Raw genomic sequence first — 15,077 nt, forward strand, 5'->3', positions numbered from 1 at the left:
TGTTTGGCTGCTGATAATTCTTTGAACAGATAAGAACAGATTGACTTGTCAATCTACAAGTAACCAAAACCAAACTTTTACATGTACAGATTGCCAAATTACAGAAAATGATAGAGAAGAGAGTCATTCCAGAAGATAATCCTGATACATATGAAATCAAGGCAGTGAAAGATTTTGAAGCCAAGAAGAAGAAAAGCGATATGAAGTTTGTGCCTTTCGATTCATTAAACTAACTACCCCACATACAATGATTTCCTAACTATAGATAGGAAATGAGTACAAAAGTTATCTTGCAGAAGAAAGGATCCGGTAAACACGTGTCAAAGACTATACACATGTCACGCCTTGATACTATTGAGATGGTGGAAGAGACAATCTCTGACAAAAAGGAATTTAGTTCTAAAAATAAACTCTGGAGAACTCTTCCAAAACATGTCCAGTATCCCATTTTGCTCACACATATTCACGAAATGGGGCATATTCTGGAATGAGAACAAGTAAAAGCTCCAATCAAGACTAATAGAATACCAGGACATTTATAGTTCTGAAAGGCAGCCAATATATTCTAGGCATATCTGGTTTATGAACTCAGATATTCCATCCAACAGCTCAAAGTAAAGTCCAGTTAGTCTACATTTTGCGGTCAATCACACTAGTGTAACCTATAATACTGGAATCAACGAATCTTCACTTACTCATTAGAGGTTTTCACATGCTTACGAACAGCAGTTAAAGGTCGGCCATACTATTCTGGATATTTTTCTGACAGATATATTTGTCTCATAAGGTCTCACATATGAACGACTGTACAGCTGACTATTTTCCTGAATCGAACATCGGTCTTATGATTCCTGTGTAACTGATTTTTGTAATATTTTGCAATTTTATTCACTTACTTCTTTTAAGTATTGTAGTTTCATGTCTTAATGCTATCTATTCCGCTACTTCAGGTTCTAGTTCTGAATCATATATGTTTCTTGATGAACCCACTCTGATGACTTCGAGAATCAGCCTGATGTTCTAGAACTGTCCTTATGATCTTTGAATGAGTTTCGTTTTAACTGTTCACTGTCATGAATAATATGTGTTTTACAACCTTACAACAGTATTTGAATCGTCTCTGTTTTCAAATCCTATACATCACGCACCTTGTCTGGCATAATCATTTGTAACTATCAGATAATTAACTTTGACACCATCGGATGATCAGCGTAACAGACTGTAGCCTATCTCATCTGAAATTCGTCAGAGACTTGTTGACTTATATAATCCTTTGACACTCTGCTTCAAAATTAAGTCCATTTCATAGATAATTCGATCTGGTAACATGTTTAGAAATATTGCACCGTCACGGTACAGATCCACTCGAAATCCAGGCTTGACAATATCCTTTGCACGTTCAAAGTCATCATAGTATTGGCTTGGTATTGTAAAGTCGACATCAATTGTGGACGATTTGGTCTTAAGGAGTGTCATTGCGGTTCCACCTACTGCTACTACCACTATCTTGTGAGTGAGCTCCTTGTCTATCTCCCCTAGGAAATCAAGCAGTTTTGTATTATCAAGTGACACGGTATAGCTTCAACCTATCCTTCATGTTCTTCTCATCTGCCCTTATTTCCTCTATATTCATGGACTCAAGCAGCCTTATTGGTTCTTCAGCTGCTGTTGTGACATGTGTCACTAGGTTCCTCAATGACTTGAGAATGCCCAATATCTTCTCGGCAAAATCATATTTTCGCGAGATAAACAGCAAGAGATCATAATTTGTCCTTTTTGTATTCTTTGCAAGCATTATTGCAATGGCATCAATGCGTCTTGCATCTTTACGAAACATTATAGCTGCTATTGTGTATTCCATGCAAATCTGTCTTCCTTCCTTTATCTTTGGACCAAATTCTGTGTATCCAAATCGTGCCAGATTGTAAACCAGATCTTCTTCAGATATCTTTGCCGGATGAGTTTGATGTTCCTCAGTCTTTATCTTCATTCCCTTTATGATTTCGTTTCTAATCCAGAGCCAGAAGCTCTGTGAACTGAATATGGCTATTTTGTCATAAAACATTTCTCGCACAGGATTTGCTTCATTTGATTTTAAAAGATCAGAAACTTCGTCGTCTTCCAATACTAATGCATCAATTCGTATAGTATGAATCATTTGCAAGTGGTTTAGCATGACATAGATGCCCAATTTTGTTTCATAGACCACTTTTCTGTTGCTTGATTTCTTTAGATGCACAAGAAATTCTGCCTTGTTTAGCTTTGCATTACGCTCTGGATTGATTATAGATATTGATTGTATTAGGTCTTGATTGTAGAGGTATGTGTCAAACTCTAGCATGAGCATCTGCATCTCTTGACGATTTTTTAAAAAATCACGTTTTTTCCTAAGTTCCATTTCCGACAGTAGATCTATTATTAGATAGTTTTCAAAATTGATACTTGCGATGGATGTATTTCCTGCCTGTTCCAACGTGACAATTTTGTCCTTGTTCATGTTGTTTATTGCAACATAGATGTTCTTGTAGTCGCCACTGCCGTACAGAGTCCTGACTTTTTCTGCTATTTTGTTTATTGACAATGCATTGCCTATCTCTCTTGTGAGAACATCCAATATTCTAAATTCCATGTCTAACATGTATTCACCTATATGGTAATAATACCATAGTATTATGGTATATATACCATACTATGTTATTTTGTACTATAGTACACAAATGACAAAAATTTTATTTTTGATAACTCGAGAATCTTTTTGTTTGTTTAAGACAGGCAACAGTTTTGAATCCAAGATGGTTGACTGCGCAGATTTGGTCTTTGAACTAATAATAGATTGGATTTACCTAATTATTCATAACACACAGACAAATCTGATTCAACCAACTCCCTTTTACAAAATTCAGTTGAATCAATATGGTTGACAAGGGCTAGAAGAAAGAAAGCTCGGCAAATGACCAAAAGGCGTACAGTTAGAAAATCAAGATATGCATCGAGGATCTCCTATCGTTTAAAGGAGATTCCAATAAAACAGATCCAAGTATGGCAAGAGGCCCAGGCAAGAAAGCTTGACCGGGAGGGAATCTCAGAGCTTGCAAAATCAATCAAAACAGAGGGACTGCAAAACCCCCCGATGGTACAAAAAGAAGGAAACATGTATCTTTTGATGTCAGGACAGCGAAGACTGGCCGCACTGAAAAGACTTGGCGCAAAAAATATTCCTGTTCTGGTCTTGACAAGAAAAACAGAATACAGTACACCAGATGCCAAGGCAGCTTCTGTTATTGAAAACATTCACCGCAAAAACATGAATGTAAAGGACATGGCTGCCGCATGTGCATTTTTGGCAGAACAGATGGGCAAGTCAAAGGCTGCCCAGTCATTGGGACTTTCAATGTCAATGTTTCAGAAATATCACGGTTTTGCAGGAGTGCCAGACAAGCTAAAAGAACTTGTGCCAAAGACAATATCAAGGGATGGCGCAACAAAGTTGCATCAAATCATCCCAGATGTCTCAAAAGCAGTTAAAATTGCACATCAAATATCAGAACTTGAACCGCAGACAAAAAAGCGATATCTCAAGATTTTATCATATCATCCAAACTTATCCCACAAAAAGATAATGAAGAAAGGCAAGATCATTGGCATTACAGCAGAATGTCTCATTGAGGTTATCGAAGAGAAAAACACACGGATTGGTGATACAGTCACACCGTCAGGATCTACACCCAAGTGAGCTTGCAAACAAGATTGTGTCAGACTGGCTTGATAGGCGAGGATACTAGTTTTGAATACAAGACTAGTTGTCATTTCAGCTATTTTAGACGTTAAATGAAATATACCATCAAGACGAAAAGAGATTTTGAAATGGTTTGAAAATCAGAGTGCCTTTAGTTTCTCTTCAGCTACTTTGAGTGCTTCTGGATTTGTCTTGTATCCCATCATGTCAAGTGTTGAATGAATTGCAGAGATTGTCCTCATGACGTGATATTTCTGCACCTCTCCCATGCAGCCTACTCTGAAGACTTTGCCTTTTAGCTCGCCAAATCCTCCTGCAACCAAGACTCGGAACTTTTCTGACAACGTTCCCCGGAAAGTTTTGTCATCTAGTCCTTCCAGGTAGTTTAGTGCAATTACAACTGTAGATCGTGCATCCTCTTTTGCAAAGGGTGTAAGACCCAGCGCACTGAGGCCACTGTAAAATGCATCAGAGCAGACTCGGTGTCTTTTTACTCTGTTTTCCATTCCCTCTTCCAGTATGATGTCAAGTGCCTCCTTGTATGCATAGAGCAGCGGTATTGCAGGAGTAAATGGGGTCTCCTTGTTCTCGTCAAAGTACTTGAAGTATCGTGCCATGTTAAAGTAAAATGTCGGAGGCTGGTTTGCAATCATGTGTTTTTTTGCCTTGGGGCTTACCGCAATTGGCGAGATTCCTGGCGGGGCAGCTAGTGCCTTTTGTGCACCTGTGACACACACATCTATTCCCCACTTGTCCATGTGCAATTCCTCGCCGCCTACTATTGATACACCGTCTACTACAAAGAACGAATCATTTCTTGCAGTGAGGCTTGAAACTTTGTCCAGATATTTTACCATTGTTCCAGTAGAGGTCTCGTTCCATACTACATAGAATGCCTTGACATCTTTGTTGTTGTCAAATGCCTCTTTTACTTGATCAAAGCTTGCGTTCTGTCCAAATGGAGTCTGTAGCTTGACAACGTTTGCACCTGCCCATTCCAGCATGGTTGCAAGCCTTGAGCTAAATTCTCCGTTGACTGGAATGATTACCTTGTCGCCTTTTTTTACCATGTTTACAACAGAGGCCTCTACTGCTCCAGTGCCTGAAGCGCTAAGTGCCACTACATCTCCTGTTGTATCAAAAACTTTCTGGCTCTTTTCAACTACATCTGCGTATAATTTTACAAAATCCTTGCTTCTGTGATTTATCATGTGAGTAAACATTGCGCGCGTTACTCTTTCCGGAACATTTGTCGGTCCGGGCAGCATTACTAGATATTCCAAATTCTTCCATTCCCTAAAATTAATGACCATTATTTAGGTTCTACGACAAACTAGTTTGTTGCTCATCTGATCTGCAGATTGATTTTGTCTGCTTCTTACCTTTTTCCATACCTGCCGTGATCTTATTCTGTCAATAATAGGTAGATTGATTTCAGGGTAACATGATATTTGAAAGAAAAAGGTATGCCATGTTTGTTATAATTAGTCAAGTTTGTAGCGGAACCAGTAACACAGTAACCAAAGGTTACAGCAGAATTAACAAAAGATTGGTTTTTCAAATGAGCCGGAATATCGGATAAATAAATCCGATATTATTTTATATCGGATAACACTATACGATAACGTGACCAAATATGCATCGCTTCCAGATCTCATCCACTATAGGATACTGGAAAAAAAACGAAAGCTTGGCTCCATAGGCAAACTAGATTCTAATAAAATTAGGCAGATAGAGGAACGCATGCAGATTGATTTTGTATACAATAGTAACAAAATAGAAGGAAGTACCCTTTCAAGAGGAGAGACTGAGCTGGTGCTCAAAGGAATGACAGTTGGCAGAAAAAAGTATACCACAAGCATTGGCAGGAAAAGAAATTGGCCACATCTTGGCTGCACAAAACCATCCTCTAGCAATTGATCTTGTAAAAAAAATTGCGTTTAACAAAACTTACAAAATTACTGAAGGTGACATTAGGACTCTTCACAGGATGGCAATGAACAGAATAATTGCGACTGCTGGAAAATACAGGGCTCATGATGAGCTGGCAGTATACGGGGCCGGTTTTACTCCTCCTCTCTTTTATGACATTCCAAAACACATGAAAGAACTGGTTCATTTGATAAATAACAATGCAGATGAGCTCCGGCCCATAGAACATGCAGCACAGGTTCACTATGATTTTGCCTGGATACATCCATTTGAAGACGGAAACGGAAGAATTGCCAGACTCTTGATGAATTTACTTTTAGTTAGAAATGATTATCCATTTGCTGTTATCAAACAGGTTGAGAAACCAAAGTATCTGCGTACATTAAAAGAGATGGATGTTGAGGGTAATTTTGAACCATTTTTGATATTTGTTGCAAGATCTGTTGAACAGACACTTGATACATATTTAGCCGCATTAGAATCCAAAAGAAAATCAAAGTTCTTGCCTCTCTCCATTCTTGCCAAAGGAACACCGCATTCTGCGGATTATTGGAGCTTGCTTGCTCGAAAAGGAAGAATTGATGCAATAAAGGAAGGAAAAACTTGGAAGACGACAAAACAAGTTATTGCCACTTATCTTGCAGAACAAAGAAATTAATTTCAAGTCACTAGATTTTACAACTAGAAAATCTTGGCAAGCCTTTCCTTGGCACCTATTTTTATCAAAACATTCCCTGGTTCCCTGCGGAACAAGACTGGACCAATCTTTGTCTTCTGCGATCATTTCCCGTATATGTGTCCCAGAGACTGTTTCTCTTTTGGAACAGTGGAACTGGGATTGTCCTAATTCCCCTTTTTGCATACAAAGACAGCGTAAAGTCATCATTTGAAAATACAATCTCGTACTTTGGCACTATGGTATCAACATGATACGTCCATTTGTCATGGTCTCCCGTATCTGGCACGTAATATACCTCAATTTTGTTTGCACTCTCAGGGTCAAGCGATGAGAGGATCATCTCTTTTCTCTCGTCTGCTGTGAACGGGTTTCTTTTTTCATTGCTCTTGTTTGAGCTTCCAATTCCTATCCAGAGTTTTTCCACCTGAAGCAGGGCAAATTTAACAGCCGATAGATGTCCGATATGGAATGGCTGAAACCTTCCGATCAATAATCCGTTCATTGCCAAGATTTCACTTGATTCTTTAAAAATTTATTATTAATTAGAGGTTCTGTTAGTCTGAAATGCACGCAAAGACTTTAAACAGTTTTGTGTAATATAGGGATAAGATATGAGTTCAAAATAATCAGTAATGAGATCAAAGAATTGAGAATGTTATACAAGAATCTAATTGATAAAATCATTTCATTAGAAGAACCAACTCCAAGTGACAAGTCTGCAATAAAAAAGAAAGAAAAGATTGTAAACGAATCCTCATTGTTGAAGACATTGGATTAATTTGTTTGAAGTTAATGCCAAGAAAAACGTCTTAAAAGTGACAAGTAATCTTGATTCTAAAAGAAAAGAGAAACTTAAGGACATATTGATATAACATTGAAAGAAAACCTAGTTGTTTGAGAGATCTCCTTGCTTTAAGAAAAACATTTCGCTGATTAAACTAGTCTGAAATTGGTTTATTGTCTAGGATAGAAAAAAGAAGATGAGAAGTTACTGCATGTTTGGCAGCAGATCTGTACCAGTATAGAATTCTGTTGCCTGTCCTGCCAAGTCATAGTTCTTTTACAGAACTTGATCTATTCTGTCAAGGAGATGCTTGTAGGCACTGAAAAATCATGCCTTGTGTGAGCAAAACATCTCAGATGGAGTCGTTCTATGGTCTTTTTTCCACATTTTATGCAGATGTGCTGTATTGGCTTTTTGCATTCAAAGCATTGTGAATACCCAATCAGTTCTTCACCACATGTTCTGCAGATCTTGTCTGGCATTATTTTATCACTGTTTCATAGATGTACAGTATTCAACTTTAATCTGGCGCAAATAGTTTTCATAGCTTCCATATGCACACGATCTCTTCTTTTGAATCCATAACTTCTGTACAGCCAAGTTATTGAGACATAATTTACATTGATTATATCAAAAAAGAAAAAGGTAAGGCGTTTATGTGCCTGAATTAACCTGCATCGTTCCACAACTGCTGCCCTTTGTACTTGAACATTTGAAGTCCGTTGATGTCAACTAGTTGGATGTTTTGAGGAAGCGGTACATACCAAAGTGGTTTGGCATATTGCTGTCCATCTGTTACTATCCAATAGATGAAGCTAAGTAGAGCATTTGCTCTGTTCAAGTCTGTGCCCTTTACTACTTCACGGTTCTGATATGTCATGATGTAGGTCAATGAAGCGATTGGATAGGAATTAGGTCCTGGTGCATTAGTAATTGAAACTTTGCTCCAATCTCCATTTGAGGCAGGCAGATTCGTTATAGTACCGGCTGCTGCACTTGTTGAATCAATTGTTGGTGCCACAAAATTATTGCCATCGGCATTTTTGACATATGCGTATGACATGTGATTCTGTTGCGCATATGCAAGTTCTACATATCCAATTGAATATGGAGTTAATTGGACATAATGTGCAACTCCTGCGTTACCGGGGCCTCCAATCCCAGTTCTCCACGGAACCACGGTTCCTTGTCCAACATCATGATTCCAAGTACTACTAACTTTTGACAAGTAGTTTGTGAATGCATATGTTGTTCCAGATCCGTCAGAGCGGTGAATCACCGTAATCTTGGCGTCTGGCAGAGACATTCCTGGATTAGTGGCCTGTATGGCCGGATCATTCCAATAGATTATCTTGCCCTCAAAGATGTTGGCAATAGTTGGACCATCTAATTTTAGTCCGCTAGGAATGATTTGGTCAACGCCATTAACGATTTTGCCGTTTGGTATGTTGTAGGACACCGTAATTGCACCAATCGAGTCTACAAAGGTTAGCGTATTCGGAGCTGCCTTTTGTTGACTTGTTGACAACGGAGCATCTGATGCTCCAAAGTCAACTGTTTTTTTGGTCATTTGATTGATGCCAGCTCCACTTCCAACGGATTGGTAGTTGATACTTACCCCAGGATATAGTCCATGGTACATGACTCTCCATTTGCTCATTATTGGAAATACAAATGTTGAACCTGCACCATTGAGCTTGATGTTCACTCCGTCTGGAGGTGTAGTTGGCGGTGTTTGTACTAGTTGTGCGTGTGCCACCATTGCGGTGGTAGGCATTAGTAGGATCAGCGTAAGCGCTAAACCTAAAATTATTTTTCGTGCCATGAGCCTTATGAGAATTATTTATTATTTCTAAGTGATCGGTATAGAATACGTAGCCAGCTGTATGCTATGCCCACAACATAAAATGATTTACAAAATCATGTTCTCCATAAATCTATATAGAATTTAGTTTCTAAAATTCAAAATACATAACATGAAATGAATTCATAGATTCAATTTCAAAAAAAATAAAAAATTAGGATAGTCTATAGTTTTGGTGCAAGCCTTAATCCAGTTTTTGCAGAGACTGCAATTATGGATACGATTGCAATTGCAAGTACTAGAGATGCAATTGGACCAAACTCTGGAACTGTACTGCCACCAAACTGTATCTGTGAAATGCCCTGCTCATCTGCCGTTACCATTGAAGCAGGCAATGGAACATACAATAATGTCGAAGAATAATTTTGCCCATCATGGATTACCCAGTTTAGGAAGTTTATTACTTCTTGTGACTTGTCCTGTGTCTCTCCGCTTACTTGACTTAGGTCCTTGTAGACCATTACATAAGTCAGGGTGGATATTGGATAGGAATTACTGCCAGGTTGATTTACTATCGATACCTGACTCCAATCTCCATCAGCTGCAGGAAGACTTGTTGATGCAGCAGCTGCGTCAGCTGCCACTGAATCTATTGTAGGTTCAACGAATGCATTTCCATCAGCATTTTGAACAAATGCATATGTCATGTTGTTTTGGATACGCGTATGCAAGTTCTACATATCCACAGGCATATGGTGTAGTCTTTATGATATTGGCTACGCCTGCATTTCCTGGAGCGCCAGTGCCTACTGGCCATGGCACTACCTTTCCTTGGCCTACATCTGTCTTCCACTGGGGATAGACTTTGGATAGGTAATCAGTAAATGCGTATGTTGTTCCTGAACCATCTGCACGATGTGCTATGAGTATCTTCTGAGCTGGAAGATTTACTCCAGAATTCAGATTTGCAATAGCAGGATCGTTCCACATGGTGATATTGCCCATAAAGATCTGGGCAATTACTGGACCTGTCAGTTTGAGTCCCTTGTCTATTCCAGGAAGGTTATAGGATATTGTTATTCCTCCAATTGATTCTGGAATGGTCAACACTCCTGGTGCCTTTGCTTGTTCTGATGCCTGTAATGGAGCATCAGATGCTGCAAAGTCCACAGTCTTTTGTTCCAAGAGCTTGATGCCTGCTCCACTGCCGATGGATTGATAGTTTAGCTCGTATGTTGGAATGCAAATTGTTGTATTGCACTCGCCATGTGTCCATCAGTGGATAGACAAAGGTTGATCCAGCTCCTGTAATTGTATATGACTGGCTTGTTTGCGCACTTGCATGTAGCATAGTTGCCGGTATTATCAGCAATAGCGTAAAAGCTAATGCTAGAAGAATTTTCTTCATGTGTGATATGACAAAATATTTGTTATTTACGTATGTTCAGAGTAGTTTACATAATCACTCATAAGCTATCATAACTATATAGTTGCAAGACAATTATGAAAATAATTTCAACTAACAGAAAAACAGTTTAGTGAAAGCGTCTTTCCCCTGTTACAATATAGTTCGCAGATTCACCCATGAATGCTGCATGATCAGCAATTCTTTCCAAGTATCTGAGGACTAGCGCATCTGCCAAGGCACACTTTACATTGTTGGAATTTATCAGCATTGGAAGATGTTTGTTGTAGTACTTGTCCACCAAGTCTTCATCTGTTCTGAGTTGTTTTGCCTTTTCCAAGTCCAAGGTTGCAAAGCATTCCACTGCCAGATTTATCATGTGTTTTATCTCGCCCGAAAGAGTGTAGATGACCTCGTTTCTGCATTCTGAAAGATCGCCGAACATGTCTCTTACTGCTGCAATATCGTATGCATATCTGCCAAAGCGAGTAAAACCATAGGAGACCTCTATGCAGGACCTAATCAATCTAAAGTCGCTTGCAACCGGTTGATACCTTAGCATCATGTCAAATGTCAAGTCACCCACTTCATCATACAGACTCATTATCTCTTGGGAAATCTTGTGTACTTCGTGGCGCACATTTTTTCCTTCAAGGTAAGAGTCTAATGCCATGTTTATGCATTCAAGGGATAACGAACCCATCTTTTCCATCAAAAATGAAAGTTTTTCCAGATGGGGATCTATCAGCCGGGTCAACTAGCCAAACTGCCCCTGGACATACTTGGCCGTGATCTCGTTTCTTGGATTCTCAAAGATTTGTTTTGTCTCTCCAAACTCAACCAAATCTCCCAGATACATAAAACCGGTATAATCAGACACTCTCACAGCTTGCTGCATGTTATGAGTTACTATGATTATGGTGTATTCTTTTTTTAGTTCATTTATCATTTCTTCAATCTTCTGAGTAGCAATTGGATCAAGTGCAGATGCAGGCTCGTCCATCAAGAGAACTTCAGGTTGTATGGCAAGGGCGCGTGCAATGCAGAGGCGTTGCTGCTGTCCTCCTGAAAGGCTCATTCCAGGCTTTTTCAGATCATGCTTTACCTCATCCCAGAGGTATACCATCTCCAGACATCCCTGTACTATTTGGTCCGTGATCTTTTTGTCTTTTACACCATTTAATTTTAGTCCTGCAGCTACATTATCATAAATTGACATTGTGGGAAATGGATTTGGTTTTTGGAATACCATTCCTATCTTTCTTCTGTGGATGATGGCATCTTCTCTATTCGAATACAGATCTTGGCCATCCAGTAGGACCCTGCCTGTCACCTTGGCACTTTTTGTCAATTCATGCATTCTGTTAAGACAGCGAAGGAATGTAGTTTTTCCACATCCAGATGGTCCTATTAGTGCAGTAACTGCCCTATCCCTGAATTTCATGTTAACTTTCTTTACAGCTTCAATACCATTGTAGCTTGCAACAATGTTTTCTGCAATTAGCTTGTATTGCGGCTCTTCTGTAGCTTTCTGCGTGAACGGAGTTTTTGTAAGCATCTCCATTTTATCTACCTGCTGTGATTCTAAATCTGCCACCCCCTCCACGTTTGCGCAAGAACAAGTATCTTACTCCTACATTCAATGAAAGTATTATCAATATCAAAATTAATGCGCCTCCCCATCCTTGAGCTGTTGCACTGTCATAAGGAAGATTTGCAAGTCGGTAGATTCTAAGCGGTAAAGCATCCATCGGTTGATCAAAACCTGAAAAAAAGTCATCATTACCAAGGATTGTAAATATTAGAGGAGCTGTCTCGCCTGCTACTCTTGCTACAGATAGCATGATTCCCGTGATCAGTCCACTTTTTGCACTTGTTAGCAAAATTCTAAGTATTATTACCGATCTTTTGATTCCAAGTGCATATCCTGCCTCCCTGTATGTCACTGGAACAAGCTTGAGCGATTCTTCAGTTGTTCTTGTTATAACTGGCAACATTATGACTGAGAGTGCAAACATTCCTGCAACGATAGAAAAGTAACCAAACGTAAGTACTATAACCGCAAATGCAAAAAGTCCTATTACAATAGTTGGAAATTCCGCCAAGACATCGTTGAAAAATCTTATCATGTTTCCATATCTGTTGTTGCCATACTCTGAAAGGAAGATGCCCCCCAAGACCCCAACTGGAACTCCAATTAAGCTTGACATGCCAATTAACATCAACGTCCCTTGAATCGCAGGGCCAATTCCACCAGGATCAGCTGATCCAACTGCACCAGGCGGGGCAGTAAGGAATTCTATGCTCAGTACTGGAACTCCATTTCTTACAATTTCAAGAATAATGCTTCCTAGAGGGACTATGGCTAGCAGAACACAGCCAAATACAATTCCCTTCACTATCTTATCAGTAACTAGCCTGCTTGAGATGTTGTTTCTAAAGTGCTTTCTGAATTCTGCTCGTTGCTCTATTGTAATCATGCTAGAATTGCTCCTTGGTGCGTTTTTAGTACTCTAGAAACTAGGAGTTGGGCAACTATGTTTATGGTTATTGCAATAGCAAAAAGTATCAATCCACATCCAATTAGTGCTGCCATGTGAAGACTTCCGCTGGCGGCTTCTGGAAATTCATTTGCAATTATACTTGACAATGTCTGGCCGGGTGAGAACAAGGATGATGGAAACGCGCCTTGTCCTGTGGCATTTCCAATTAACATTGTAATAGCCATGGTCTCTCCCACAGCTCTTCCAAGTCCAAGTATTGATGCGCCAACAAGACCGGACTTTGAATACGGGACTACAGCCATCTTGAATACTTCCCATTTTGTTGCGCCTAGCATGTATGCGGCCTCTCTCTGACTTTGCGGTACTGCAATCATGATCTCTCGCGAGATCGATGCTATTGTTGGAATTATCATAATAGCAAGTACTACACTTGCAGTGAAGATATCAAGTCCAAATGGAGTTCCTGAGAAGATAGCCAAACACTTCCACCCAAAGCATTGTTAAGCGGAGTTTCAACCCAATTCAAAAGATAATTCCTAAACACAAACAGTCCCCATAAACCGTAAATTATACTTGGAACAGCTGCTAGCAATTCAATTATAAACGAGAGTGCGGAACGCAGAAATTTTGGAGCAAGCTCAGACAGAAACATTGCAATGCCTATGCTTATTGGCACTCCGATCAGCATGGCAAGCCCTGCAGTCACAAACGTACCTACAATGTAGGGCGCTGCACCATATGACTCGCTGCCCTCTACAGCATTCCAGTCAGATCCAGTCAGAAAAGAGATCCCTTCTTGGGCCCATATTTGATACGAGTTGGTAGTTAGCTGGATTACGATCAGAACTACTATTGCCAGAACATAAGTGGCAGCAATTGCAGCCCCGATCTTGAAAACCTTGTCAAATATTGGGAGAGCCTCCTTTTAGTGTAACAGTTTCCATCAAATACAATTTGTCTGATCTCAGATGCAAATATCAGAAGTTCGACCATGATTTCTTAAGTTTCATATTTGAATATAGATCTATATAGCACTACATAGAACGCGGTCACAACCGCTTTAATTATATCTATTATAGAGACAGATGTTGGCAGAGCTACTAAATGAAAAAGAAGTACGAAAGCTGCAGCTCGTTGGAGGATCTACTTACGTGCTCTCGCTTCCTAAGAAATGGATTGATGAATTAAATCTCAAAACCGGCGATCCAGTCTCCATTGTAAAAAATGTTAACAGATCTCTTTCTATTTTACCAACAGGAGGTTCCAAGTCACCCAAGATAGCAAAATCAAAAACTATTATCAGTCAAAAAGAACCAGTCGAATCCATTCAACGAAAGGTCATAGCAATGTATCTGGCAGGTTATCAAATAATTGAGATCCAATCAAAAGGCGGAAGGATTCAGCTTGAACACAAGCAGGCAATAAGGGATCTTGTAAGAAGAAACATGATCGGCACAGAAATTGTAGAATCAACTCCAGAATCCATAACTATTCAAATCTTGACTAGCCTGCCTGAGCTTTCAATAAGTGATGCACTCAAGCGCATGTTTTTGCTGACAACTACAATGCACAGACAAGCAATTGACGCCTTGAAGGAAATGGACACTGAGCTTGGAGAAGAAATTACCCATTTGGATGACGAGGTTGATCGCTTTAGCTTGTACATACTGCGAAATCTTACCCTTGCAGTAGAGCATGAAAGAGTACTGCGCGATATTGGACTGAAAAAGCCTCTGACTGCATCAGTTACAGAATAGTGGTCAAGTCAATAGAAAGGGTTGCAGACCATGCAGTCTCAATAGCAAGCAGGGTAAAGTTCCTCAAATCCACGCTGGAACCTGCCCTTTTGCAAAAGATTACAAAGCTTAGCGAGGAATCTCTTAAAGTTTTTGAAGATTCAATTTCTGCCCTAAACAAAAGAGATTATGTACTGGCAGACGCAGTTGCGTCAAATGCAAAAAGAATAGCAGTGAAAGAAAAAGAGTTCACAGACAGCCTAGAAGAATCCAAAAAGTACAGCAGCGTGATAAAGTTCGTCTTGGAAGACATTCGCAGAACGGCTGAATACTCTAGTGATATTGGGGAAGCGGTAATTAACGAAACTGTGCAGGACGTGATCTCAGATAATGTCTCATAGCTGTCATATGCCACAAGTTATCTGTTGTACTAGATGTTAATTTCCATCATGACAGTTCAAATTAGTAAATTACATACTTGATACCTAAGATGATAC

The 15,077-nt window shown here is 39.6% G+C and carries 21 protein-coding genes; 8 read left to right on the forward strand and 13 right to left on the reverse strand.

Annotation, left to right across the window (positions count from 1 at the left end; all coding sequences use genetic code 11):
• Positions 1–107 precede the first annotated feature (107 nt).
• Both DYY67_RS11125 and DYY67_RS08820 read left to right on the forward strand, forming a co-directional pair.
• Entirely contained in the window at positions 108–233 is a 126-nt protein-coding gene (locus DYY67_RS11125; protein ID WP_255493075.1) for a hypothetical protein, read from the forward strand.
• Between the two features lie 39 nt (positions 234–272).
• Positions 273–491, forward strand: a complete 219-nt coding sequence (locus tag DYY67_RS08820) for a hypothetical protein (protein ID WP_166392521.1) — start codon at positions 273–275, stop codon at positions 489–491.
• A 754-nt stretch (positions 492–1,245) separates the two neighbouring features.
• Here the strand turns inward: DYY67_RS08820 and DYY67_RS08825 are convergent.
• On the reverse strand, positions 1,246–1,572 hold the full coding sequence (locus tag DYY67_RS08825; protein ID WP_166392522.1) for a hypothetical protein: 327 nt from the start codon (positions 1,570–1,572) through the stop codon (positions 1,246–1,248).
• Positions 1,562–2,629 (reverse strand): hypothetical protein, encoded by a 1,068-nt coding sequence (locus DYY67_RS08830; RefSeq protein ID WP_166392523.1) that lies wholly within the window; start codon positions 2,627–2,629, stop codon positions 1,562–1,564. Before DYY67_RS08830 ends, DYY67_RS08825 begins: the two co-directional genes overlap by 11 nt.
• A 321-nt stretch (positions 2,630–2,950) precedes the next feature.
• Between DYY67_RS08830 and DYY67_RS08835 the strand changes: the two genes are divergently transcribed.
• On the forward strand, positions 2,951–3,733 hold the full coding sequence (locus DYY67_RS08835) for a ParB/RepB/Spo0J family partition protein (RefSeq protein WP_255493077.1): 783 nt from the start codon (positions 2,951–2,953) through the stop codon (positions 3,731–3,733).
• Positions 3,734–3,876: 143 nt separating this feature from the next.
• Here the strand turns inward: DYY67_RS08835 and DYY67_RS08840 are convergent, their stop codons facing one another.
• Positions 3,877–5,019 carry a pyridoxal-phosphate-dependent aminotransferase family protein gene (locus DYY67_RS08840; RefSeq protein WP_166392554.1) on the reverse strand — a complete coding sequence of 381 codons (1,143 nt, stop codon included), beginning with the start codon at positions 5,017–5,019 and terminating at the stop codon, positions 3,877–3,879.
• 343 nt (positions 5,020–5,362) lie between these two features.
• Here DYY67_RS08840 and DYY67_RS08845 point away from each other — a divergent pair, with 343 nt between their 5' ends.
• Both DYY67_RS08845 and DYY67_RS11130 read left to right on the forward strand, forming a co-directional pair.
• The gene (locus DYY67_RS08845) at positions 5,363–5,656 is read left to right on the forward strand and encodes a hypothetical protein (protein WP_166392524.1); all 294 of its coding nucleotides are present in this window, start codon (positions 5,363–5,365) and stop codon (positions 5,654–5,656) included.
• Positions 5,598–6,326 carry a Fic family protein gene (locus DYY67_RS11130; protein WP_255493078.1) on the forward strand — a complete coding sequence of 243 codons (729 nt, stop codon included), beginning with the start codon at positions 5,598–5,600 and terminating at the stop codon, positions 6,324–6,326. Before DYY67_RS08845 ends, DYY67_RS11130 begins: the two co-directional genes overlap by 59 nt.
• Positions 6,327–6,390: 64 nt before the next feature.
• On the opposite strand, the gene DYY67_RS08850 is transcribed toward DYY67_RS11130, so the two are convergent.
• Entirely contained in the window at positions 6,391–6,849 is a 459-nt protein-coding gene (locus DYY67_RS08850) for an adenylyltransferase/cytidyltransferase family protein (RefSeq protein ID WP_255493080.1), read from the reverse strand.
• A 144-nt stretch (positions 6,850–6,993) separates the two neighbouring features.
• Here DYY67_RS08850 and DYY67_RS11135 point away from each other — a divergent pair, with 144 nt between their 5' ends.
• On the forward strand, positions 6,994–7,125 hold the full coding sequence (locus tag DYY67_RS11135) for a hypothetical protein (RefSeq protein ID WP_255493081.1): 132 nt from the start codon (positions 6,994–6,996) through the stop codon (positions 7,123–7,125).
• 673 nt (positions 7,126–7,798) lie between these two features.
• On the opposite strand, the gene pstS (DYY67_RS08855) is transcribed toward DYY67_RS11135, so the two are convergent.
• The 9 genes from pstS (DYY67_RS08855) to DYY67_RS11145 form a co-directional block, all read right to left on the reverse strand.
• Positions 7,799–8,956, reverse strand: coding sequence for a phosphate ABC transporter substrate-binding protein PstS (gene pstS, locus DYY67_RS08855; protein ID WP_166392525.1), 1,158 nt, complete (start codon positions 8,954–8,956; stop codon positions 7,799–7,801).
• 203 nt (positions 8,957–9,159) lie between these two features.
• Complete coding sequence (locus tag DYY67_RS11750; RefSeq protein WP_178084803.1) at positions 9,160–9,642, reverse strand: PEFG-CTERM sorting domain-containing protein; 483 nt, start codon at positions 9,640–9,642, stop codon at positions 9,160–9,162.
• Entirely contained in the window at positions 9,614–10,120 is a 507-nt protein-coding gene (gene pstS, locus DYY67_RS08865) for a phosphate ABC transporter substrate-binding protein PstS (protein WP_255493082.1), read from the reverse strand. The genes DYY67_RS11750 and pstS (DYY67_RS08865) overlap by 29 nt, the downstream gene beginning before the upstream one ends.
• Positions 10,086–10,343: a hypothetical protein gene (locus DYY67_RS08870; RefSeq protein WP_166392526.1), complete on the reverse strand. Its 258-nt coding sequence runs from the start codon at positions 10,341–10,343 to the stop codon at positions 10,086–10,088. Before DYY67_RS08870 ends, pstS (DYY67_RS08865) begins: the two co-directional genes overlap by 35 nt.
• 127 nt (positions 10,344–10,470) lie before the next feature.
• Positions 10,471–11,097: a phosphate signaling complex PhoU family protein gene (locus DYY67_RS08875; RefSeq protein ID WP_166392527.1), complete on the reverse strand. Its 627-nt coding sequence runs from the start codon at positions 11,095–11,097 to the stop codon at positions 10,471–10,473.
• Positions 11,098–11,898 carry a phosphate ABC transporter ATP-binding protein PstB gene (pstB, locus tag DYY67_RS08880; protein WP_166392557.1) on the reverse strand — a complete coding sequence of 267 codons (801 nt, stop codon included), beginning with the start codon at positions 11,896–11,898 and terminating at the stop codon, positions 11,098–11,100.
• Between the two features lie 7 nt (positions 11,899–11,905).
• Entirely contained in the window at positions 11,906–12,820 is a 915-nt protein-coding gene (pstA, locus tag DYY67_RS08885; protein ID WP_166392528.1) for a phosphate ABC transporter permease PstA, read from the reverse strand.
• Positions 12,817–13,323 carry a PstC family ABC transporter permease gene (locus DYY67_RS11140; protein WP_255493083.1) on the reverse strand — a complete coding sequence of 169 codons (507 nt, stop codon included), beginning with the start codon at positions 13,321–13,323 and terminating at the stop codon, positions 12,817–12,819. Before DYY67_RS11140 ends, pstA begins: the two co-directional genes overlap by 4 nt.
• Positions 13,269–13,550 (reverse strand): hypothetical protein, encoded by a 282-nt coding sequence (locus DYY67_RS11145; protein ID WP_255493084.1) that lies wholly within the window; start codon positions 13,548–13,550, stop codon positions 13,269–13,271. The genes DYY67_RS11140 and DYY67_RS11145 overlap by 55 nt, the downstream gene beginning before the upstream one ends.
• A gap of 379 nt (positions 13,551–13,929) precedes the next feature.
• Here DYY67_RS11145 and DYY67_RS08895 point away from each other — a divergent pair, with 379 nt between their 5' ends.
• Both DYY67_RS08895 and DYY67_RS08900 read left to right on the forward strand, forming a co-directional pair.
• Positions 13,930–14,601: a phosphate signaling complex PhoU family protein gene (locus DYY67_RS08895; protein ID WP_166392529.1), complete on the forward strand. Its 672-nt coding sequence runs from the start codon at positions 13,930–13,932 to the stop codon at positions 14,599–14,601.
• Complete coding sequence (locus DYY67_RS08900; protein WP_166392530.1) at positions 14,601–14,981, forward strand: PhoU domain-containing protein; 381 nt, start codon at positions 14,601–14,603, stop codon at positions 14,979–14,981. The genes DYY67_RS08895 and DYY67_RS08900 overlap by 1 nt, the downstream gene beginning before the upstream one ends.
• The last annotated feature ends 96 nt before the right edge of the window (positions 14,982–15,077 follow it).

Origin of the sequence: Candidatus Nitrosotalea sp. TS (assembly GCF_011319465.1) — an archaeon.
Taxonomy (GTDB): domain Archaea; phylum Thermoproteota; class Nitrososphaeria; order Nitrososphaerales; family Nitrosopumilaceae; genus Nitrosotalea.